The organism is Mammaliicoccus sp. D-M19 (assembly GCF_022386695.1).
GTDB classification, from domain to species: Bacteria; Bacillota; Bacilli; order Staphylococcales; family Staphylococcaceae; genus Mammaliicoccus; species Mammaliicoccus sciuri.
The window spans coordinates 46,930-70,009 of sequence record NZ_JAJNHW010000008.1 but is presented as its reverse complement, the minus strand read 5'-3'; the positions used below and the strand labels follow the sequence as shown (position 1 = coordinate 70,009).

The window sequence follows — 23,080 nt, the reverse complement described above, 5'->3', positions numbered from 1 at the left end:
TCACCCCGTGTAGTTTTGTATATAAAAATCTTAGCAATTTGTGTAAGCGCTTTATATACGAATAAATGTCTTTTTATCCAAAAAAGTGAAGTGATTTTCCAAAACAAAAACAGAGGTAAGACTTCCGTATTAGTGACGGTAGTCTTACCTCTGTTTTTTATATTCTACATCATTGCTACTTTTAATAAATCTAGCACGCCGCTTGATGATCCTGGGAATGCAAAGATGAGTTGGTTGAGGTCTTTGGCTGTTAGTTTTTGGTTAACGATAAATGTGAGTAGGTTAATTAAGTTTGCTGCGTCGTCTGCGTAGATTTCTGCGCCTACGAGTTGTTTGTCTGCGTTTAATACAATTGTCATTTCCGCTTCTGTTTCGTTTTTATATTCAAACACCATTTGTTTACCGAATGGAATGTCTTTTATTGTATATGCTTCGCTTTGCTCTGCTTCTTTAACTGTAACACCAATTTGTGAGAGTCTTGGTAATGAGTATAATACAGATGGTATTGCTGGATATTGAATTGGGTTTGGATTGATTCCTAATATGTGAGTCGCGATGTAGTTAGATTCAAATGTTGCTGTTGGTGTTAATTTAGGAATTGTTTTATCTAATACATCTCCGCTTGCATATATGTTGTGTATGTTTGTTCTTAAATAATCATCAACTTGAATACCTTTTTCACTATATTCGATGCCTAATTCGTCTAGTCCTATATTTTGTACATTTGGTTTACGTCCAGTAGCATCTAGAACATAGTCAGTATCAACGCTAAGTCCTGATTCTGTTGTTACGTGATAACTGCTACCAGTTTGTTGTACAGATTGAACATTTTCATTTAAATGGAATTGTACGCCTTCTGATTCAAGTTTATGAATTAATTTCGCGATGTGCTTTTCATTAAATCCATCTAATGGTTTATCTGTATGGTGGATGACATGAACTTCAGCACCTGATTTAATTGCGATTGAAGCGAATTCGATACTAATAATACCAGCACCAATAAATGTGATGCTATTTGGCATTTTATCTAAAGATAAGAAGTCACGACTATCATGTGTTAATGCGCTACCTTCTATATCTAATTTATTACTATGTTGTCCTGTTGCAATGACGATGTTTTCAGCTTGAATAGGCGTACCTTCAACATCAACTGTATGAGCATCTACTAATTTACCGGCACCCATTATAACTTCAATACCTTGTTGTTCAAACATAGATTTAAGCGTATTGGAAAGGGGATTTATGACAGCTTTCTTATATTGCATCAAGTTCTTCCAGTTTACGTGTAATTGATCAGATTCAATAATTTGAGGATAATGACTAGCTTCTTCTAATACTTCATAAGGTCCTTCAAGTAAGATTTTGGCATTACAACCGTAATTTGTACATGTACCAGCTATCGTGTCTTTTTCTATAATGGCTACAGATTTGCCTGCATGTTTTAACGTTAACGCAGCGTGCCATGCAGCATGTCCACTTCCTATAAATACAACATCAAATTTTTTCATAGTTTATCACCTTTTATATGTTATTTATTTAATTGCTTTCTTAAAGTTGCTTCTAATTGATCCATAATGTCTTTCGTTTGTTTGTATAAGTCTAAATTCATATCTTCTGATACACATTTAGAGATAGCATCGTAAATAGGTTGCTTTTGATCTTTCCCTTTTTGAGTTAACGAAACAATTAATTGTCTTTTGTCTTGGTCTGATTTTTGTCGAGTGACCCATCCTGATTGTTCTAATCTTTTAAGTAGTGGGGTAAGCGTGTTGCTTGAAAGGTCCAATTTATGACCAATTGAATGTAATGTTTGAGGATTTTCCTCCCATAATGAAAGTAAGACTAAATATTGTGAGTAAGTTAAACCAAATGACTTAAGCTCTTTTTCATAAAATTGGGCAAATAATCGACTTACATTATATGCTGAGAAACATACTTGATTGGCTAGTTTCATATTGTAATCCATAAAATACTCCTTTCTATCGTGTGCGATTGATTATATATTAAACTATCGTGCGCGACTAATCAAATGTGGTGCTCACAAATTGAAAAAAGGTACTAGAATTGATAACTTGTAATTAATACAAAGTAAAGATTGTCCTTTTACAGAAATTGTAATAATATAAATTTAAAGATGAACATGTAGTCGTGGAGGGATGGTTGTGAGTGAAAATCATGACAAAGATATTAACGAGGAAATAGAGAAAGAATTGCTAGAATATCTAGAGAATAAAGACGAAATTGAAGCAGCAAAGCCTAAAAAGAAAAAATATATGAGCATGGTATTTCTATGCAGTTTAATCATTGCGTTGCTATATATTTCTAGAATTGTTATGAATATTTTTTAAAGACATAAAAACAGAGCAGCATCCAAACGCGGATGTTGCTCTGTTTGTTTATTTATCAATACGATACGTTTTCTTACCGTTATCATATAAATCGTCATACACTTTTCCAGATATTTTGGCATTGTAACTTGCCATGCCTTTATCTTGTACATCTTTCACATTAATAGCCATCATTATATTTGGATTATCTTTATCATATGAAATGAACCAACCTATTTGTTGTCCTGTCTCACCTTGTTTCATCTTGAGTTCAGCTGTACCTGATTTACCAACTAAGTTGGCATATGATCTATAAATATCTTCTCTATGTGTTTTGTTCACGACTTGTTGCATACCGTCTGTTAACAATTTAATATTTTCCTGGGAAATGATGTTCTTCTTCCAGACTTTATTTTTCGTATCTTTGAGTACATGTGGTGCATTCACATTACCTTTGTTCTCTAATGCGCTGTATATTGAAAGAATTTGAACAGGATTGATTAATATTTCACCTTGGCCATAACCTGAGTCAGCTAACAATATTTCATTATCTAAGTTCTTATTTGAAATTTGTGCATTGTAGAATGGATAATCACTCGGGATATCTTCACCAACACCAAGGCGTTTCATTCCTTCTTCGAATTTTTTGCTGCCTAATTCAAGTGCAACTCTCGCAAAGAAGATATTATCTGATGATTCAATAGCTTGTTTTAAGTCGATATCGGCATTCACAACTTCGTATCTTGTAACGTTGTAGTCACCCCAAGATTTATCTTTTTGCCAACCTTTTCCATTAATTTTATAACTTGTTTTGCCGTCTAATGTCTTATTGTTTAAGCCAATCATGGCTGTTAATATTTTTTGAGTCGAACCTGGTGATGTCGTAATTTGGAACTTATTAAGGAGTGGCTCTTTATCATCTTCAGTTAATTTCTTATAATCTTCATCGCTCATTCCATTCATAAATGGATAAACATCATAAGATGGCGTGCTGACAAGTGCTAAGAGTTCACCAGTTTGTGGATGAATAGCAGTCCCCGAACCGTAGTCATCTTTCATGTTGTTATAAATACTTTTTTGGACTCTAGCATCAATGGTTAATTTAATATCTTTGCCGTCTATTTTCTTTTTCTCTATTAATGTATCAATAACTTTATTATTATCATCAATTATTGTGACACGGTATCCGTCTTTATTTTGAAGGTCTTTATCGTATAGTTTTTCGATACCTTTTTTACCAACGATGGCATCCTTTTTATAACCTTTAAATGCTTTTTGCTTCAATTCTTCTGAATTAATAGGGCCAACATATCCAAGTAAGTGCGTTGTTGCTTCTTCAAGCGGATACTGTCGACTTTCTGTTTCCTGTGATGTGAGATGATACTTTTCAACAAAATTCTTTAAATCTTGATTCATATCTTGAACAGTCTTGAGAGGGACGAATGTATCATCTTTAACCCAATCCTGTTCTGTTTGCTGTTTAATATACGATTCTGAAAGGTCTAACTTTTCAGCGATTGCTTTGTAATCACTTGTGGAAACATTATTAGGAACAATACCAACTTCATGTGCTGTTCCTGTAGTGGCTAACTCTACATTGTTCCTGTCTAAAATCTTACCTCGTTCTGATTTCAATGGTTCAATATTGATGGATTGATTTTTCTTCATGCCTGGAATAATGGCACTTTGATTCCAATCCAATTTCCAATCTTTATCTTCTTTAATAAAGTTTAATTTAACGTCACGATTAATTTTGCCGTAATTCGTTTGAAGTTCATACTTTGCTGTGACTTGTTTTTTGTTTTTCGAAACCTTTTTGATATCACGATCTTTAATGTTGATATCTTTGACGCCGAGACTGTCATAAATCTTAATAGGGCGGTCTGTCATTTCTACTTCACCATTATCGTTTTTAGATTGGTAAGTACTATTTTTAAAGACTTGCTTAACGTTTTTATCTTCAATGGCATCAATTGTTTCGTTTATTTTCTTATCTTTAGATGCATAAAAGAATACGCCTGAACCAACAGCGATGATTACAATCACGATGGCGATGATTAATTTTTTCATAAGAATCCTCCCAGAATTAGGACTAAGAATGAGTGTTTTAGTTATTCAAGTTGTGAATACAAATATAACATAAATAATCAATTTACCCTTATTATGAAAGTTAATTAATGGGGTAATTATATACTTTAATTAAGAGTTATTTTATTAATAAATAGAAAAAATACACTTAAAAGATGGTTGCTTATATATACTTTTAAATGTGATGAGCGTATAAATATATATATGCTTTTGATGTCATCAATCGTTAACGTTTTATTCAATTTATTAAATATGATTAGGAGATTAGACATGATATTTTCTCAAGCTAAAAGATTACTAATAGGTAAACCAAAGAAAAACAAAGAGTTACAAAATGAAAAGATTAGTAATACAAAAGCGTTAGCCATACTTTCATCAGATGCATTGTCCTCTGTAGCATACGGACCAGAGCAGATATTAATTGTGCTCTCTGTGTTAGGTGCTATAGCAGCTTGGTATACACTACCGATTACGGCATTTATATTGATTTTGTTAATCACATTAGTGCTGTCATATAGACAAGTTATTTACGCTTATCCTCATGGTGGTGGTGCTTATACCGTTTCAAAACATAACTTAGGAGAAAAATGGTCGCTATTAGCAGGTGGGTCGTTACTTGTAGACTATATATTAACAGTCGCTGTTAGTATTTCATCAGGTACTGATGCATTTGTAGCCGCATTTCCATCTTTATATGAAAAACGAATTTTAATAGCATGTATTTTAGTAATTTTGATATTAATTTTGAACTTAAGAGGTTTAACAGAATCTGCAACGGTGTTGTCGTATCCCGTATATTTATTTATATTTGGTTTGATTATGCTGATCGTCGTAGGTGTATGGAAAGTAGCAACTGGCCAAGCTGAACCACAAACAATATCCGTTGTCGGTAGCTCAGTACCGGGTGTAACGTTCTTTCTATTACTAAAAGCATTTTCATCTGGTGCATCATCTTTAACAGGTGTTGAAGCGATATCGAACTCAGTTAAAAGTTTCAAAGATCCCGCACCCAAAAATGCTGTTAAGACTTTAATCGCAATGGGAAGTATTTTAGGATTTATGCTTGTAGGTATGGTCTATTTAACTTATTTCTATGGCATTATGCCACAAAGAGAAACGACTGTATTATCTCAACTTGCAAAACAAGTCTTTGGAGAGAATGTGATATTCTACTTTATTCAAGGTGCAACAGTACTCATTCTGATATTAGCGGCTAATACTGGATTTACAGCATTTCCACTACTCGCAGCAAATATGGCTAAAGATAAGTACATGCCACATATGTTTACAGTTCGTGGTGATAGATTAGGTTATTCGAACTCTATTATTATATTAGGTGTTTTAGCAATATTTTTAATAATAGGCTTTAACGGTAAAACTGAAAACTTAGTTCCACTTTATGCAGTGGGGGTGTTCATTCCGTTTACGTTAGCACAACTCGGTATGATGATAAAATGGATCAAAGAAAAACCGAAACATTGGAAAAAGAAATTAGCAATCAATACATTAGGTACTGTTATAACATTTACAATATTTATGATTTTACTCATAACAAAAATGCCACACGTGTGGCCAATCTTAATCTTTTTACCGATCGTCGTATTGATGTTTGTTCGAATTCATAAACACTATATAAATATCGCGAAAGAATTACACGTTTCAGAATCACACAAAAGCACTACAACAAAAAGTAAGAACTTAGCCATTATTCCAATAAGCGGTATCACAAATGCAGTAGATAAATCTATCGCATATGCAAAATTAACATCTGATGATATCATCGTTGTAAACGTAGCAGTAGGTGAAACAAATGAGAAGAAATTACAAGCGAAATGGAAGTCATTGTACCCAGATATACGACTTGTCATATTGCATTCAGAGTACAGAGACGTCATTAAACCTATCACGCGTTTTATAGATAAAATTAATCATAAAGCAGCAGCAGAAGATTATTTAATAACTGTCATCATACCGCAATTTATTACAAATAGAAGATGGCATAATTTATTACACAATCAAACAAGCTTTATGTTAAAAATCCATTTATTCTATAGAAAGAATATCGTCATATCAACGATACCTTATAAATTAAAACATTAAACTTAAAATAATTTGTATTTTACAACTATATATTTAAAAAAGCAGAGGAAACAATCAAAAGATTGAATATTTCCTCTGCCTTTTTCTTTTTAATGCAATAAAACTGTAATTAACCGAAAGTTTGGATACAAGTCTTGATTAAATCAATAATGCTTGTAATAACACCAGCGATATCCATTTGCAAAACCTCTTTCCTTTTAAGATACATTAAGTATAAATAAACTTAACCCATTTATGTTAAAAATTCCCTATAAAGCCAAAAATCATACATAACTGCCAATGAGTTAAAAAACAACGTACAAATATGCACAAAAATCCATCACTTAGGGAATGTGAAGGAAATTGAATAGTTTGGAATAAAAGAATATTAAAGGGTGAAAGAGTTGAAGTGAGATGATGTGATACTTTTATATTAAAAGCATCAGTGAAATATCTTTGAATACATTTCAATTTACATTGTATTTGTTACAATAGTAAAGAACATGTATATAACTTATTTAAAATTATTTAGCGAATATATTATAAATTTATAAGGGGTGATTCTTTTGAAGAAGCAGCTGTTCTCTGGTCTTGTACTTATGTCTGTAGTGGCATTAAGTGGTTGTAGTTTTAGTATTGGTGGAGATTCAAATAATAGCAAGTCATCTGAAAATGCTCAAAAGGGTGAATCACAAGATAATCAGTCTAATGATTCATCAAACAATGAGGATAATAGTAATGAAAGTGGCATTAAAGATGAATCGAATATCACTGAACAACAGAGTATTGCGATGGCTATGTTAGATCCTAGTGTTGAAGATGATATTGTAACAGGTGATGAATTATTATCTGGAAAATATACGCAAACTTTTGGAGCTGGTGAGAAGAAAGAACGTAATATTGATACGTTAGAACTTGCTGAAAGTCCGGAACTAAATAAGATGAAAAACAAACCAAATGGTATGAAGTTCTATAGTTTGAATGCTACTAAAGGTAGCTATGCGACAATAGTCGGTGTAAATAAGGATGAAGTTGTATATATTAAAACTCAAAGTGCTGTTCAAGATTTTAATGATGTAATAGATGATGGAACAGTAAATCGTTTGAACATTGCTGATTTATATAAGAAATATAAAGATAATCGCAAAGTTTCTAATGTAGCAAGTAAGATTGAGTATGTAGATCCATTACCTTCTAATGATGATTCAGATGATAATAAGACTTCTAACGAGAATGTAAATAGTGATGAATACTATGCAAAGGTATGGTTAACGGCTTTACCGAGTTATCGAAATATGGATGAAAGTGAAATGAATGCAGAGCTTGAATTTAATAATCTTGAGGGTGAGTATTTAAATCCATACAACAAAGCTAATACGGTGAAATATCCTAAAGGTGTGTATCGTTTAGCAGGTTCTCCTACTGCTGCTGGACATGTTGTGTATAAAAATAATGGAGATGGTACGATTTCTATTTATAATGTGCCTTCACATTTTCATGATGAAAGATGGTTAGAAGATGATGATTACTCTCAAAAAGAGTCTGAAAAGATTTTAAACAATCCGAAAGTCATTAAGCTTTATGATGCGTCTGACGAACAAATAGCAAGAACTGTGAAAATGTTTGATGGCACGTCTTCTATAGATGATGGTGCTGATTCAGATGATGATAGTAATTCTGAAAAAGTAACACGAGAGAATGTTATTGATAAAGTAGAATCGTATGAAGGTGAAACGTTAGATACAGATAAATATACGTTTAAAGAGCCTGAGAAGACAGAAGAAGGTAAATGGGGCTTCTCATTTGAAGATAAAGATGGCAATTTAGCAGGTTCGTATATTATAGATGATGACGGCAAAGTGACTGAGTATGATGAAGATGGAGAAGAAGTCGGATCAGGATATTAATATATTGAAAGACCTTTGAGCGTAACGTTCAAAGGTCTTTTTATTATACTAATAAATATTTTTTAAAGCTTTATGTAATGTGTAACTTCTGTTTAATTGTCCTTTATTGCAACTTATTGTACACTATATGTAAGCGCTTACTAAATGCAAGTATTTTAATATAGTAAATATGAGGAGAATATATATATGAAGGATAAAGTGATCATTGTAACGGGCGGTAGCAGTGGTATGGGTAAAGCGATGGCAACGAGATTTGCTGCAGATGGTGCAAAAGTTGTCATAACTGGACGCTCACTTGAAAGACTTGAAGAAGCGAAAAAGGATATAGAACAAGAAGAAGGACAAGTATTATGTATTGATATGGACGTACGTGATCCAGAACGTGTTCAGTATACAGTAGATGAAACGATTAAAACATTTGGTAAAATAGACGGATTAGTCAATAATGCAGCAGGAAATTTCATTTGTGCAGCTGAAGATTTATCTTATAACGGTTGGAATTCAGTTATTGATATTGTATTAAATGGGACTTTTTATTGTTCGCAAGCAGTAGGTAAAGAATGGATTAAGAGTGGTCATAAAGGTCGTATATTGAATATTGTAGCAACATATTCATGGACAGCTGGTGCAGGAGTTATACATTCAGCAAGTGCCAAAGCAGGTGTGCTTGCTATGACGAGAACATTAGCAGTTGAATGGGGAAGTAAATACGGTATTACAGTTAATGCCATTGCACCTGGACCGATTGATAATACAGGTGGTGCTAAGAAGTTAACGTTATCTGAAGATGCCAGACAACAAACGTTAGATAGTGTTCCTGTAGGTAGAATGGGCCAACCTGAAGAAATTGCAGGATTAGCCAGATTTTTATTCTCAGATGAAGCGGCTTATATCAATGGCGATTGTATCACAATGGATGGTGGTCAGTGGTTAAATCGAAATCCATTTTAATATTAAATAACCTTTCACCTCGATTGTATTGTAGGTGAAAGGCTATTTTTTATTAAACGATACTTAACATACGTTCTAAAGATTGTTTCGCAAAATGCGATGTTTCTTTATCGACTTTAATAATGTTTGATCGCTCTCCGTCAATGATTTTATCTAAGCACCATGCAAGATGGGGTAAGTCAATTCTATTCATTGTTAAGCATGAACACATGAGCGGATTAAGTGATTCAATCGTAATTTCTGTATATGTTTCTTTTAAACGTTGTACGAGGTTCATCTCAGTACCAATCACCCAATGAGAACCTTTTGGCGCATTTTTTATTTTGTCGATAATATATTTAGTTGAACCTACATAGTCTGCCATTTGTACGATATCAAATTGGCATTCTGGGTGTACAATAACATTCACGTCTGGGTATTTTTGTCGCGCTTGATCTATATGAATGGGATAGAACTTTTCATGAACAGAGCAATGTCCCTTCCATAAGATGATTCTAATATCTTCATCACGACCATCGAAGTCTAGTTTCTTTTGTATCGGATCCCAGACAGCCATTTCCTCAAGTTTGATACCTAATTTATAAGCTGTATTACGACCTAAATGTTGGTCAGGTAAAAATAATATACGTTTATCTTGATCTAAAGCCCATTGAATCACACTGTCAGCATTACCACTTGTTACACAAGAACCACCATTTTCTCCGACGAATTTCTTGATCGCAGCAGTCGAGTTCACATAAGTAAGTGGTAGAATATTATCACCTAAACGATTCGTTAATATGTCATAACCATGAAGCGCTTGTTCGATATTTGCCATATCTGCCATAGAGCAACCAGCGGATAAATCAGGTAAGTAAATATCTTGATTATCGTCAGTCAAGATGTCAGCAGTTTCAGCCATAAAATGAACACCATTAAAGACGAAATATTGAGCCTTTGTATTCTCTTTACAAATTCGTGCGAGTTCAAGAGAGTCACCCATAATGTCAGCAAATTGCGCAACTTCATTTTTTTGATAGTGATGCGTTGGCATAAATAAACGATCACCTAATGAAGCTTTAATAGATTTAATTTTGTCTTCAAGTTCTTTATGAGACATTTTTATGTACTTTTCAGGGATAGATTGCGCATTCTCAATTGTGAGATTAAACATTTATATAACCACCTTTGCAGAGATATCTAATGCATGTTGCTCATAAAATAACGAACCTATAGAAATATAATCGACACCCGTTTCAGCGTAATCAACAACATTCTTAATATTGATGTTACCCGATGCTTCAGTTTGTATATGTTCAGGCACTTTCGCAATATGTGCTTTGATCCAATCTGGTTTGCAATTATCAAACATGATGATATTCACATTGGATAAAATGGCTTTATCTAAAGTATGTTCATCTTCAATTTCTATTTCAATTTTATCCATAGGTCCGATATGTTGCTTAGCTTTAGAAACAAGTTCACGAATCGATGGACTGAAACTGATATGGTTGTCCTTTAACATTAATCCATCATTAAGCGTTCGACGGTGATTATAGCCACCACCAATAAATACTGAATGTTTCTCAAACATACCTAATCCTGGCGTTGTCTTTCTCGTATCTACAACTTTGACGTTTGTATGCTGAACCTTTTGGACGATTTCATGTGTAGCTGTAGCGATACCTGACATTCTTTGAATTAAATTTAAAGTGATGCGTTCCATCGTCAAGAGTGTCGAAATGCTACCTTTAATAACAGCGAGCTTCTGGCCTTTCTCTAAGAACGTACCGTCTTGAACGAACAAAGTGGTCGTAATAGCATCATCAAGCAGTTTAAAACTTTCTTGAATGATCATTTCACCACAAAATATGCCTTCTGATTTACTTAAAATTGTTAATGTACCTTGTTGAGTGGCGTCGAATAAGCTTGAAGACAAATCACCATAATGGTTATCTTCAAGGTAAAATTGTTTGAGTTTTTCTTGGACGTATAACTTGTTTAGCATGAATTGAATCCTCCATTAGTATTTCGATATCAGTATGTTGTAGTGTTGATTCAGTATTTGGATAATCTAATCTGTAGTGTACACCGCGTGATTCTGAACGACTTAAAGCTGATATAGAGATCATTTCTAAAGTCTTTACTTCTATATATTTCTGCCAATCTGATTGAGTCCATTCAGCTAAAGTCATCGCATTGCTAAGACAATCTTTTATTGAATTTAAGTAAGCTGTAATGTCTGTACCATGACGCTCTATACCTAACACTTTAAAAGTTTGTTGACGAAAATATTGTATGTCTTCATCACTTATTTTAGGAATATGTCGTTGCTCAGATTCGCTAATATGAATATCTCTTATTTCAGATTGATGAATAGTTTCCCCACAAAGATGTCCCATAACAAGTGCTTCTAATAAGGAATTACTTGCTAGACGATTTGCACCATGGAAATTCGTATTACTCGCTTCTCCTATAACGTAAAAGTGGTTCAAGTTCGTTCGACCATAAATATCAGTTTTTACGCCACCCATTGTATAGTGTGCACCTGGTGTAATAGGAATGAGATGATGCGCATATTCATCTGGAAAATGTTCAATGACGTTTTGATAAATCGTTGGAAATCTATTAGAAAATGCTTCAACTTGTTCGATATTAATAAAGCATTGATGACCAAGTTGTTGTTGCTGAAAGATGGCTCTACTTGTCACATCTCTAGGAGCGAGACTGCCTAAAGGATGTTTATCTTCCATAAAGTGATCCCCAAGGCTATTGACTAAAATACCACCATGCCCCCTTACTGCTTCAGAAACTAAACCGTATGTTTGTCCAGGCTTACCGAGTAAAGTCGGATGAAATTGAATCATTTCCATATGCCTTAATGGAATGCCGTGATGATGCGCGATAACATGCCCTGAACTTATTGAACTGGATGCGCCTGAATGAGTAGGGAATAAATTGCTGTAACCACCTGTAGCCAAAATGACATCATGGGCTATGATATCAAGTTGTTGTCCATGTTTATCAAGGGCACGTACACCACAAATAGCGTGTTCAGTATCTTTCAACAAATCGATTACTTCAGTTTCTTCATGAATCTTAATATGCTTGGATGATAATTGATTCATCAAATGGTGCGTTAAATATTTACCTGTTTGATCTCCACCAATATGTAAAATACGTGGTCGAGTATGTGCACCTTCCATCGCAAAATCTAAATCATGTTGATTTGTAATCGTATCAAAATTCAATCCATTTTGAATGAGTTGATCAATGTAACGATGACTATGTTGGATGATGGATTGTATGACATCAATATCTCCAAGTTCATTGCCAGCTTTATACGTATCTACAATATGCGCATAACCATTGTCATGTTCGTATTGAGAACAACAAATTCCGCCTTGAGCTAGTGAACTGTTATGTTGATTTAGTTTATCTTTCGTAATGCAATGAATTTCAGTTTGCTCATTAAATGACTGTATAGCTGCTAATGCAGCGATGCCAGAACCTACTATAATGACTTTTCTCAAAGTTTACACCTAACTTTACATATATGTTATCATTTTATATACAATATATTGACACAAAGAAACGTAAATAACAAGAGGGGGATTATAATTGATTTATTTAGATAACGCATCAACTACAATGGTTGATCGCCAAGTGATGGATGTCTATCAAGATATACAGCGTGAAGCATATTACAATAGCGAAAGTTTACATATAGGTGGTGTACATACTAGACAGTTGTTGAATGAGTGTAAACAATTTATAAAGGATTACTTCTCAACAGATAAAGAAGTGATTTATACAAGAAGTGGTTCTCATGCAAATGAAATTGCGATACATAGTTTTTTGAAAGAGAAGGAGGGCGGTAAAGTACTCGTTTCACCTTATGAACACCCCTCTATACATGCTGCTTTAGAAGTTTATCAAGATGATTTTGATATCATTATGTTGCCTTTAGACAACAATGGCGAAATAGATTTAGAACAGACGACTGACTTAATGACGGATGATGTTGTGCTCATCATTGCTCAACATGTTAATTCTGAGACTGGATATATATTGCCTGTTGAAGAATTGAGTCAAATGGCACAGGATAACAATATTTCAATGCATGTTGATGGCGTACAAGCAGTTCATAAATTAAAGGATATTAATGTAAAATGGTTCAGTTCATATGCATTTTCAGGTCATAAGTTTCACGGTACTAAAGGTTCAGGTGTGTTAATGATTAATCATGAGTATGTAAAGCCTTTAAATCAACATTACTTTCATGAAATGTATACACAAAATGGTACAATAGATTCACCAAGTATTATCGCGATGACAAAAGCATTATCAATATTACCAAGTATTGAACATATGCAAAATTTACAACAATACTTCATCGAACAATTAAGTGACTTGTCATTTACACCTATTGTTTACAAAGCGCAAGCACCACATATTATTGCAGTATTAACACCGATATATGAAGGGCAATATATTATGCAATATTTGTCGAATAGAAATATATGTGTTTCGACAGGCACTGCATGTGGTCATGGCGCATTGTTAAGTAGTGGTTTACAAGTTAAAATAGATTCAATACCTGAGAAAACGTATGACCAATATATACGTTTGTCTATTGGGAAATTTACGACTAGAAATGACATAGATACTTGTTTGCACCATTTAAAAACAGCTATAAGAGGAGATTAGTGAAATGAATAACCCTTTTAAAAGAAGAGAGCAAATTTTACAATTACTCGAATCTTCAGATGAACCAATCAGCGGTAAACAATTGAGTCAACAATTTGATGTTTCGAGACAGATTATTGTGAAAGATATTTCTATATTGAAATCACAAAATTATAATATTGATTCAACAAGTCGTGGTTATGTTGTTAATAATGTACAATGTGGTAAAAGATATAAACGTGTCATTGTTTGCCAACATGATAATGACAGAATGGAAGAAGAGTTAAAGCTTATATTGGATAATGGGGCAATGATTGATGATGTTGCAATTGATCATCCTGTATATGGTAGTATTAAAGCAGATTTAATGATTGAAACGTATGAAGATTTATCAAAATTCATTAGTGAAATGGAAAAGTTTGAAGGACAAATGTTAGCACACTTAACAGATAACCTTCATTTACATACGATTTCTGCACATACTGAAAAGATTTTAGACAATGCTGTAAGAGATTTAAAAGAACACCAATTTATTGTAGAATAACCAACAATATACCTCCGTATAATTTGCTTAATGTAAAATTATACGGAGGTATATTATTTAGATATATTAAAAAGAAAAATTAGAATTTTTAGAATTCTCACTACTATTTTATGGGAATATGTATATAATGTATATAGATTAGATAAATAAGGGGGATTTTTTAAAGTGAATTTATTTATGAAAAAGTTATCAGTTGCTTCATTAAGTGCTCTGATTGCACTACCTGCATTTGCTACTCAAGCATCTGCAAATAGTGTCGCACCAAATGAAGACAGGTTACTCGAAACATTAGAAAAAGAAGGTGTCATTGAATCAACTGAAACACCTGAACAGAAAAACAAGAAAATCAGAGAGTATATGGATGGTAAAGGTGAGCAATATCATCAAAAATACATACCGAATAAAGGGCTTTTTGATAAGAAGTATAACAAGGGGAACAATGGTAAGCGTTTAGAACCATTAAATAAGAATCAAAAAGAAATGTATAAAAAGAAAAACAACGGTAAACGTGTTGATAATGTTGAAGAAGAAAAATATAAAGGTAAAGTACGACAAGATAAAGTGTTAGTATTAGCGATGGAATTTCCAGATTATCCTCATAGTTCGATTACAAAAGATGAAACGGATATGTACTATGATGATTACCCAGTTTCTCATTTTCAAGATATGGTATTTGGAGAAAATGGCTATAAAGGTCCAAATGGCGAGAATTTAATGAGTATGAAACAGTATTACAAAAACCAATCTGGTGGTAGTTATGATATAGATGGAAAAGTGCATGGTTGGTATAAAGCTAAACATCCTGCAAGTTATTATGGTGGGAATGTGCCAGACGAAAGTGGCAGCGATGGTAAACCGAAAGAATTGATTAAAGAAGCGCTAGAACAAGCAGCGAAAGATCCAGATATTAATTTAAGTGATTATGACCAATGGGATCGTGATGATATTGATGGTGATGGTGTTTATGATGAGAAAGATGGTATCATTGATCACATTATGATTGTACACTCTGGTCCTGGTGAAGAAGCGGGTGGCGGTAAATTAGGAACAGATGCCATTTGGTCACATAGATGGTCACTTGATTTTGATGATAAAGGTGAACCTTACACAATTCCTGGTACTGATTCAGGGCTTGATCAATTTGATGGGAAATTAGCAGCAATTGATTACACCGTTCAACCTGAAGATGGTGCAGCAGGTGTGTTCTCTCATGAATTTGGACACGACTTAGGATTACCAGACGAATATGATACTGAGTATTCAGGTAAAGGTGAACCCGTTTCATTCTGGTCTATTATGTCATCAGGTAGTTGGGCAGGTACTGTTCCAGGTACTGAACCGACTGGATTTGATCCATACATGAAAGAAATGCTTCAACAATTACATGGTGGTAATTGGCAAACAGGTAATGAAATCAATGCATCTGAATTTAAAGGTGAAACGTCAGAACTTATAGATGAAGCATCTACTAAAGGCACAAACAATGATGCGATAAAAGTTAAGCTCCCTGACAAATCGACTTTAATTCAAAAGCCAATTCAAGGTAAGAAAGCATACTGGAGTGGTGCAGATGATGATTCTCAATATTCTATGGAAACTGCATTAGATTTAAGTTCTGCTAAATCAAGTACGTTAAAATTTAAGACTTGGTATGATATAGAACAAGGATTTGACTATGGTTATGTTCAAGTATCTACTGACGATGGTCAAAATTGGGAAAACGTAGCAGGTAATATTACGAACAATGATGACCCATCAGAGAGTGGACAGAACCAAGGTAATGGTATTGATGGTCAGTCTGAAGGATATGTTAATGCTAAATTTGATTTATCAAAATATGATGGTAAAAAAGTAAAATTAAGATTCTTATATGTAACAGATAAATTTGAAACAAACCCAGGTTGGTTTGTCGATAAAGTTAAAGTAACTTCAGAAAATGGACAAAACATCTTCAGTGATAATGCAGAAGGTAAAGCGAAATTTGATTTACAAGGCTTCGAACAAAGTGATGGCAATAGATATGATGAGAACTACTATTTATTACAATGGAGAAACTTTACAGGACCAGATAAAGGATTACAACACATTAAACGCGGTGGCGGAACGATGTCTTACAACAAAGGTTTAACAGTTTGGTACGTTGATAAGAGTTTCTCAGATAACAACGTAAGTTCTCACCAAGGACAAGGTTTCATAAGCGTTGTAGATGCTGACCAAAATGCATTGAATTGGAAGAAAAAAGGTGTAGCTGATGATCCAGCAACAACACAATTCCAAATTAGAGACGCAGCATTTAGTTTAGATCATCAACCAAAATTAAAATTGAAAAACGAAGAGGGCTATAAACTACACGATAATAAAACGAAGAAAAACCCTGTATTCGATGATAGTCAAGATTACTCAAACCAAGGACAAAAAGATGCAGGCGTATTATTACCGAATAATGGCTTGAAATTTGAAGTATCAGCAAAAAGTAAAGACAACTCAGTCGGTAAAGTAAAAATTACAAAATAAATATGAATCTTATAACAGGAACGCCAATTGGTGTTCCTGTTTTTGGAAATTAATAATTTACCGCACGACACGATATGTTTAATTTTCATTAATCATAAATATAACCTATAATAAAGGTGAATTTAATCTAATGAAAAGGGTGATTATTGTGGATGTAAGATTTCCAATTGGAGAATTAGAATTACCTGAAAAAGTAACAATGAATGATATTAATCAGTGGTTAGATGAGATTGGTAACTACGCAAATCGATTAAGAAAAGTTGTTGATGGATTAAACGACGAAGCATTAAAGAAAAAGTACAGAGAAGGTAGTTGGACAGTTAGACAGCTTGTCCATCATATAGCTGATTCTCAACTTAATATGTATCAACGTTTGAAGATTGCTTTGACTGATGATAGAAAGCCGACAATAGTTGGTTTTGATCAAGAAAAATGGATTGAATTACCAGATAATGAATTACCTATCGAATGTTCACTTAGAATGTTAGAAGGTATTAATGAACGGATAGTTGCAGTTGGACGAAGTTTATCTGAAGAACAACTGCAACGCGCATTCATTCATGAAGATAATGGCGAAACAACAGTAGCCTTTAAAATCGCTAAATTATCATGGCACGAAGAACATCATTTAGCACATATTAAATTAGCTTTAAGTAATTAATCATAATACCGTCCAAATTATATTTGGATGGTATTTTTTATATTAAAAAATGGTAATTAATATTCTGAAAATTTTTAAAATAGTCTATTGCGAATATTTATAAAAACGCTTACAATAATAAAATACAATAGAGGGGGTACAACATCATGAATTTGGCAATACTTGGATTCATAATGGTAATCATTTTTATGATTCTCATTATGAGCAAAAAGATGTCAGCTTTAGCAGCATTAATTATAGTGCCAACAGTTTTCGGACTGATTGGAGGATTTTATTCAAAATTAGGCGAATATATGGTGGATGGACTATTAACAGTGGCACCAACGGGTATTATGCTCGTATTCGCAATTTTATACTTTGGGGTTATGATTGACGCAGGATTATTTAATCCTGTTATTGAGGCGATTATGAAAGCAGTTAAAGGTGATCCAGTTAAGATTACAATTGGAACAGTTGCTTTAGCATCACTAGTTGCGTTAGATGGAGATGGCACGACAACATTTATAATTACCGTTACGGCTATGCTTCCTTTATATAAGAAAATGGGCATGAACTTATACATATTATCAACGTTAGCATTACTATCTATTGGCGTTATGAATATGACACCATGGGGTGGACCAACTGCTAGAGCGATTTCTTCGCTACAGTTAACGACTGAAGAAGTATTTACACCGATTATTCCAGTAATGATAGCTGGTATACTATTTGCTGTATTTTCAGCTTATGTATTAGGTGTTAAAGAAAGAAAAAGAGTCGGTATTAAAAATCATTTAAGTTTAACACTTGATGAAATGCATAATTCTAATGGTACAGATGAAGATGAAAAAGCATTATTAAGACCAAAAATTGTGATTGTTAATGCACTTTTAACAATATTATTATTAATCGCATTGATTACAAGTTTCTTACCAATTCCAGTATTATTCATGATTGGTTTTGCAATTGCATTATTAATCAATTATCCAAGCCTTGAAGTGCAATCTGAATTGATTAAACGTCATGCAGGCAATGTATTAGCAGTTGTAGGGTTAGTGTTTGCTTCTGGAATTTTCACAGGGGTTATGAATGGTACAGAAATGGTAGATGAGATGGCAAAAGCATTAGTAAATGTTATTCCTGAATCAATGGGGAATCACTTTGCACTCATCACAGCAATCTTAAGTATGCCATTCACATATTTTATGGCCAATGATCCATTTTATTATGGTATATTGCCAATCTTAGCAGAGTCTGCCCAACAATTCGGTGTAGCAAAAGCTGAAATGGCAAGAGCATCGATATTAGGACAACCATTACACGTATTAAGTCCGCTTTACGCCGCCGGTTATTTATTAGTCGGTATGTTAGGCATAGATTATGGTACAAACCAAAAAGTTGTTATGAAGTGGGCAATAGGTTCCTCAGTGTTTATGATATTTGTTGCTGGAATAATAGGCGTTATTTCGTTTTAATAGTCGAATAGTGTTTGTTTAAATGAAATAATTTGAAAGTAAGAGATGTCTATTTATAAACCAGCTTATTTACAAATTTTAGGAGATGCAGTATAATAAATGATACATAATTTCCATAGGCATCACCAAACCCCCTTACTAGTTGCGTAGTAAGGGGGTTATTTAGTGATATTTTTTTATACTAATGCTTTAAAGTTTTCTAAGCGGTTTGCTTTTTCTTCTTCGCTAATGTTGTGTGCTTTTACGTAACGGTTTCTTTCGTGTGATGCACATTCGTGGGAGCATGCACCAAGATATTTGTGTTCGTTCTCTTCTGTAACTAAGAATTGACGGTTACATTCTGGGTTACTACAGTTAATGTATCTTTCACATGGTGTGCCGTCGAACCATTCTTTACCGACTACTGTTTTTTCAACTTGGTTTACGTCTACGCTAATTCTTTCATCGAATACGTACATTTTACCGTCCCAGAATTCACCTTTAGTTTCTGGATCTTTACCATATGTTGCGATTCCGCCTTCTAATTGGCTTACGTCTTCGAAACCTTCTTTTAATAAGAATCCTGAGAATTTTTCACAACGGATACCACCTGTACAATAAGTGACGATTTTCTTATCCATAAATTGTTCTTTATTTTCTTTAATCCAGTCTGGTAAATCTCTGAATCTTGTTATATCTGGACGAATTGCACCGCGGAAGTGTCCTAAGTCGTATTCGTAATCATTTCTTGCATCAATTACGATTGTATCTTCTTCTAATAAAGCTTCTTTAAATTCTTTTGGTGATAAGTAGTTACCAGTTAATTCTCTAGGGTCTACATCATCTTCTAAGTCTAATGCTACGATTTCTGGTCTTGGACGCACGTGCATTTTCTTGAAAGTATGTCCTTCTGCTTCATCGATTTTGAATGTAATACCTTCAAATCTTTCGTCTGCTTTCATTTGTTCCATGTATTTATCCGTGTCAGCTTTCGTACCTGAAAGTGTCCCGTTGATACCTTCAGTTGCTACTAAAATACGTCCTTTAAGATCAAGCTCTTTACAAAATTCTAAATGTTCTGCTGCAAAAGTTTCGGGGGCAGTAATTGTTGTATATTTATAAAACAATAGTACTCTATAATCCATTTTCTTATCTCCTCTAATTCTCTTTTTTTATTTATATGATATGTCAATTTGAAAGTATCTAGTTGATATGGAATAATTTTTATATGAATGCACATTTTTATCCTCATTATATTGTATCAAAAAAGTTGCATTTTTCAATTGTTTGATTTTGTAAAATAATATGAAATCGTTTTTATCTTTCTTAAAAGTGAGTTTGAGGTCGAATTGGAGTAATATTGACTATTTTTTATGAAGTTAAACTTGGAGTTCCCCGTCTTTAATTACTTTTGCGTAATTACTAAAATGATTGTCTAATTTATCTAAAGTGGAAATGAAGTTCGTAAATTCTTCATTAGGTAATATTTTTAACAAGTGATCTAGATTTGTGATACATATTTTATTTAATTCTTTAATTTTTTCACTACCAACTTCTGTTATAAAGACATGAATTTTTCTATTATCTTGAGGATCCATTTTCTTTTCTACATAGCCTTCTCTAATTTGTTCATTTAATAATCGACTTAAATTTCCTTTATCCATGTCTAAGGATTCGGCAAGTCCAGCTAAAGTCATACCTTCATTTTCACTAATAAAATACAATAAGTTCAGGTAATTTAATGAATAACCATTACTATTAGCAACATGTCCACATAGAAATTTAAAATTAGTATTCAATCGTAAAAGCTTAGTTTTAAAATCTTGTAATAACTCTTCTTTCTCTATATTTTCCATATTGTATTCCTCCATTAAATTAATTAATGCATTAAGATTTTACCAAACTTTCAATTATAAAAAAAGTAAAATTTCTTAAATAGTATAAAAAAGTTTAGTTGTTAAGAACAATTAAATGTATGTGAATCATAATATGTAAATTCACATAAAAAGTTGAATGACATGAATTATGCCATTCAACTCTTTATTTCCTATTTCCAGCCTTTATGATTTCTATATTTATAAAAAGCAGAAACATCAATGTTTTGCTTTTCAGCAGTTTTAATAACTTGTCCTACATTTTTAAAGCCTAATAATTTAAAATAATCAATAAGTTGCTTTTTAGTTAATGCATCAGTATCTTTACTTAATAGAGTAGCTAAATCTTGATCAGTATGGAAAGGTAAGCGCGTATCATCATGAAGCGTTAATCCATTTTGAGAATACGTTCTAGCATCAGCATGATGAGAATCAGTAATACTAATCGCACCAAAACCTAAAATAACAGCAGATAAAGTAACAGGAATTAATTTTTTGAATTTCATATATAACCATCTCCAATCATTTGATGAGTTGATTATAATATAAAAATTCCAAAAAAATAGGCAGTTAAAAGTTATTTAATAATAGTTAAGAAATAGGGGATAATTTAAAAAGGGGAGAAGAAAATGTTCGAAAAGTTTCATGTGTATGCCAAAAGAGGCAAGTTTGAAGTCTTTAAAAAGGGCAATGGAGAACCATTAATATATACGCACCATTATAGTCAATTTAATGAAAATGGTGACTACTTTTCACAATTATTAAGTAAGTATTATACAGTGTATATAATTAACCTTAGAGGTGCTGGTAGCTCAGACGGTATTACAAAAGACTGTACATATAGTATGAAAGATACTGTTCGAGATTTGGAAAGTATCAAAGAAAAATTAGGAATTAAGAAATGGACTATGGCAGGGCATTCTACTGGAGGTTTTTTAGCATTATATTATGCGATATTATATCCTAAATCTTTAAAGAAAATTATTGCTGGTGGAATTGCAGCTTCTGGCGAGTATATGAATCATGCAAAAAGTATATATAATGAAACTAACCCGAATCATAATCGATTGATGGAAATATTTAAGTTGCTAGAAAACCCAGAAACTAGTATTGAAGAAAAAAGAGCTTTAAATAAAGAGTGGATTATGATGTCTTTACATCAAAAGGATGCTTACTATGAAATGATTAATATAAAACAAAGTGGAAAAGTCTTGTCAGATAGACTGAATTATTTTAGTGAAGAACTACCTTACTATAATATTACTAATCAATTAAGAGATACAGAAACTGTAGCTTATATATATTGTGGGATTTATGATGCACAATGTCCATATGAATTTAGTGAAGAGGTGTCACTTAACATGCCTAATGCACAATTAGAAACATTTTATGAAAGTAATCATTATCCTTTCTTTGAAGAAAAAGAAAAATTTATAAATTATGTTGAGGATATAGTTTCTTCAAGTAGAAAAAGTTGCTAATCAACTTCTCATAAATGCTTCTTCATTAATATTGTTAAATCACCATCGTTATTTATTTCTACGCCGGTATCTACAAAGCCTAATTTATTATATAGCTCATATGCAATTCGATTTGGGATATCAACTAAGAGTGCAATGTGATTTATATGTGGCATATGTTCTGATAAGTAATGATTGAGTTGTTGTAAGCTTTGTTTTGCGTAACCTTGTCTTAAGTATCGTTTATCTGTTGATAATGATCTTACAAAAATTGTGGATTCATCAGGTGTTGAAAAGTACTTTGTAAACTCGCTATGTTCATGCAAGACGAAGAATACAGCCAGATTATCATCTTCTGTTAATCCTAATATGCAATGTCTATTTTTATTTTGTGGTGCCAGTTTAATATTTTCTTGTGGAGACTTTGTAAACTGCAATTGTGAATCATCCATTTGATATGACTGCACTTTATCATAATGATTATCGTTATATGCAATTAATTTCATAGTAGTCCTCCAATTTGATTTTTTAGATTTTAGTTTATTGTATTTTATCATAATTTGAATATCCTTCC

At 32.9% G+C, this 23,080-nt stretch carries 20 protein-coding genes; 10 read left to right on the top strand and 10 right to left on the bottom strand.

The features are described from left to right. Positions 1–164: 164 nt before the first annotated feature. Both LQ675_RS12690 and LQ675_RS12685 read right to left on the bottom strand, forming a co-directional pair. A complete protein-coding gene (locus tag LQ675_RS12690) occupies positions 165–1,508 on the bottom strand; it encodes a dihydrolipoyl dehydrogenase family protein (RefSeq protein ID WP_075578300.1) in 1,344 nt (447 codons plus the stop codon). 20 nt (positions 1,509–1,528) lie between these two features. After that, on the bottom strand, positions 1,529–1,966 hold the full coding sequence (locus LQ675_RS12685; protein ID WP_119493335.1) for a MarR family transcriptional regulator: 438 nt from the start codon (positions 1,964–1,966) through the stop codon (positions 1,529–1,531). 196 nt (positions 1,967–2,162) lie between these two features. Here LQ675_RS12685 and LQ675_RS12680 point away from each other — a divergent pair, with 196 nt between their 5' ends. After that, on the top strand, positions 2,163–2,348 hold the full coding sequence (locus LQ675_RS12680; RefSeq protein ID WP_025907530.1) for a hypothetical protein: 186 nt from the start codon (positions 2,163–2,165) through the stop codon (positions 2,346–2,348). Positions 2,349–2,396: 48 nt separating this feature from the next. Here LQ675_RS12680 and mecA1 read toward each other — a convergent pair whose 3' ends face one another. Next, a complete protein-coding gene (gene mecA1 / locus LQ675_RS12675; protein WP_107611023.1) occupies positions 2,397–4,397 on the bottom strand; it encodes a PBP2a family beta-lactam-resistant peptidoglycan transpeptidase MecA1 in 2,001 nt (666 codons plus the stop codon). 291 nt (positions 4,398–4,688) lie between these two features. Here mecA1 and LQ675_RS12670 point away from each other — a divergent pair, with 291 nt between their 5' ends. From LQ675_RS12670 to fadH, 3 genes are all read left to right on the top strand, one after another. Continuing rightward, positions 4,689–6,515, top strand: a complete 1,827-nt coding sequence (locus LQ675_RS12670; RefSeq protein ID WP_239727814.1) for an APC family permease — start codon at positions 4,689–4,691, stop codon at positions 6,513–6,515. Positions 6,516–7,060: 545 nt separating this feature from the next. After that, on the top strand, positions 7,061–8,401 hold the full coding sequence (locus LQ675_RS12665) for a hypothetical protein (protein WP_239727789.1): 1,341 nt from the start codon (positions 7,061–7,063) through the stop codon (positions 8,399–8,401). 186 nt (positions 8,402–8,587) lie between these two features. Then, a complete protein-coding gene (gene fadH, locus LQ675_RS12660; protein WP_048540465.1) occupies positions 8,588–9,352 on the top strand; it encodes a 2,4-dienoyl-CoA reductase in 765 nt (254 codons plus the stop codon). Between the two features lie 52 nt (positions 9,353–9,404). Here the strand turns inward: fadH and nadA are convergent, their stop codons facing one another. From nadA to LQ675_RS12645, 3 genes are read right to left on the bottom strand one after another with little or no spacing between them, the layout of a single operon-like run. Continuing rightward, the gene (nadA, locus tag LQ675_RS12655) at positions 9,405–10,505 is read right to left on the bottom strand and encodes a quinolinate synthase NadA (RefSeq protein ID WP_107611024.1); all 1,101 of its coding nucleotides are present in this window, start codon (positions 10,503–10,505) and stop codon (positions 9,405–9,407) included. Then, positions 10,506–11,339, bottom strand: a complete 834-nt coding sequence (gene nadC, locus LQ675_RS12650; protein ID WP_107611025.1) for a carboxylating nicotinate-nucleotide diphosphorylase — start codon at positions 11,337–11,339, stop codon at positions 10,506–10,508. Continuing rightward, positions 11,290–12,864 (bottom strand): L-aspartate oxidase, encoded by a 1,575-nt coding sequence (locus LQ675_RS12645; protein ID WP_107611026.1) that lies wholly within the window; start codon positions 12,862–12,864, stop codon positions 11,290–11,292. The genes nadC and LQ675_RS12645 overlap by 50 nt, the downstream gene beginning before the upstream one ends. Before the next feature lie 88 nt (positions 12,865–12,952). Here LQ675_RS12645 and LQ675_RS12640 point away from each other — a divergent pair, with 88 nt between their 5' ends. The 5 genes from LQ675_RS12640 to LQ675_RS12620 all read left to right on the top strand — a co-directional run bounded on the left by LQ675_RS12640 (position 12,953) and on the right by LQ675_RS12620 (position 19,193). Continuing rightward, on the top strand, positions 12,953–14,041 hold the full coding sequence (locus LQ675_RS12640; protein ID WP_048540469.1) for a cysteine desulfurase family protein: 1,089 nt from the start codon (positions 12,953–12,955) through the stop codon (positions 14,039–14,041). Positions 14,042–14,045: 4 nt separating this feature from the next. After that, the gene (locus LQ675_RS12635; protein ID WP_025907553.1) at positions 14,046–14,564 is read left to right on the top strand and encodes a transcription repressor NadR; all 519 of its coding nucleotides are present in this window, start codon (positions 14,046–14,048) and stop codon (positions 14,562–14,564) included. A gap of 177 nt (positions 14,565–14,741) precedes the next feature. After that, positions 14,742–17,078, top strand: a complete 2,337-nt coding sequence (locus LQ675_RS12630) for an immune inhibitor A domain-containing protein (protein WP_107611029.1) — start codon at positions 14,742–14,744, stop codon at positions 17,076–17,078. A 148-nt stretch (positions 17,079–17,226) separates the two neighbouring features. Further along, complete coding sequence (locus LQ675_RS12625) at positions 17,227–17,739, top strand: YfiT family bacillithiol transferase (RefSeq protein ID WP_048540576.1); 513 nt, start codon at positions 17,227–17,229, stop codon at positions 17,737–17,739. A gap of 146 nt (positions 17,740–17,885) precedes the next feature. Beyond that, positions 17,886–19,193 (top strand): CitMHS family transporter, encoded by a 1,308-nt coding sequence (locus tag LQ675_RS12620; RefSeq protein ID WP_048540470.1) that lies wholly within the window; start codon positions 17,886–17,888, stop codon positions 19,191–19,193. 176 nt (positions 19,194–19,369) lie between these two features. On the opposite strand, the gene trhO is transcribed toward LQ675_RS12620, so the two are convergent. The 3 genes from trhO to spn form a co-directional block, all read right to left on the bottom strand. After that, the gene (trhO, locus tag LQ675_RS12615; protein ID WP_107611027.1) at positions 19,370–20,317 is read right to left on the bottom strand and encodes an oxygen-dependent tRNA uridine(34) hydroxylase TrhO; all 948 of its coding nucleotides are present in this window, start codon (positions 20,315–20,317) and stop codon (positions 19,370–19,372) included. 234 nt (positions 20,318–20,551) lie between these two features. Next, positions 20,552–21,028, bottom strand: a complete 477-nt coding sequence (locus LQ675_RS12610; protein WP_048540472.1) for a MarR family winged helix-turn-helix transcriptional regulator — start codon at positions 21,026–21,028, stop codon at positions 20,552–20,554. Between the two features lie 191 nt (positions 21,029–21,219). Further along, positions 21,220–21,552 carry an SPIN family peroxidase inhibitor gene (spn, locus tag LQ675_RS12605; RefSeq protein ID WP_048540473.1) on the bottom strand — a complete coding sequence of 111 codons (333 nt, stop codon included), beginning with the start codon at positions 21,550–21,552 and terminating at the stop codon, positions 21,220–21,222. A gap of 123 nt (positions 21,553–21,675) precedes the next feature. Here spn and LQ675_RS12600 point away from each other — a divergent pair, with 123 nt between their 5' ends. Beyond that, complete coding sequence (locus LQ675_RS12600; RefSeq protein WP_048540474.1) at positions 21,676–22,527, top strand: alpha/beta fold hydrolase; 852 nt, start codon at positions 21,676–21,678, stop codon at positions 22,525–22,527. A gap of 8 nt (positions 22,528–22,535) precedes the next feature. On the opposite strand, the gene LQ675_RS12595 is transcribed toward LQ675_RS12600, so the two are convergent. Next, positions 22,536–23,012, bottom strand: coding sequence for a GNAT family N-acetyltransferase (locus LQ675_RS12595; protein ID WP_207593281.1), 477 nt, complete (start codon positions 23,010–23,012; stop codon positions 22,536–22,538). Positions 23,013–23,080 lie beyond the last annotated feature (68 nt).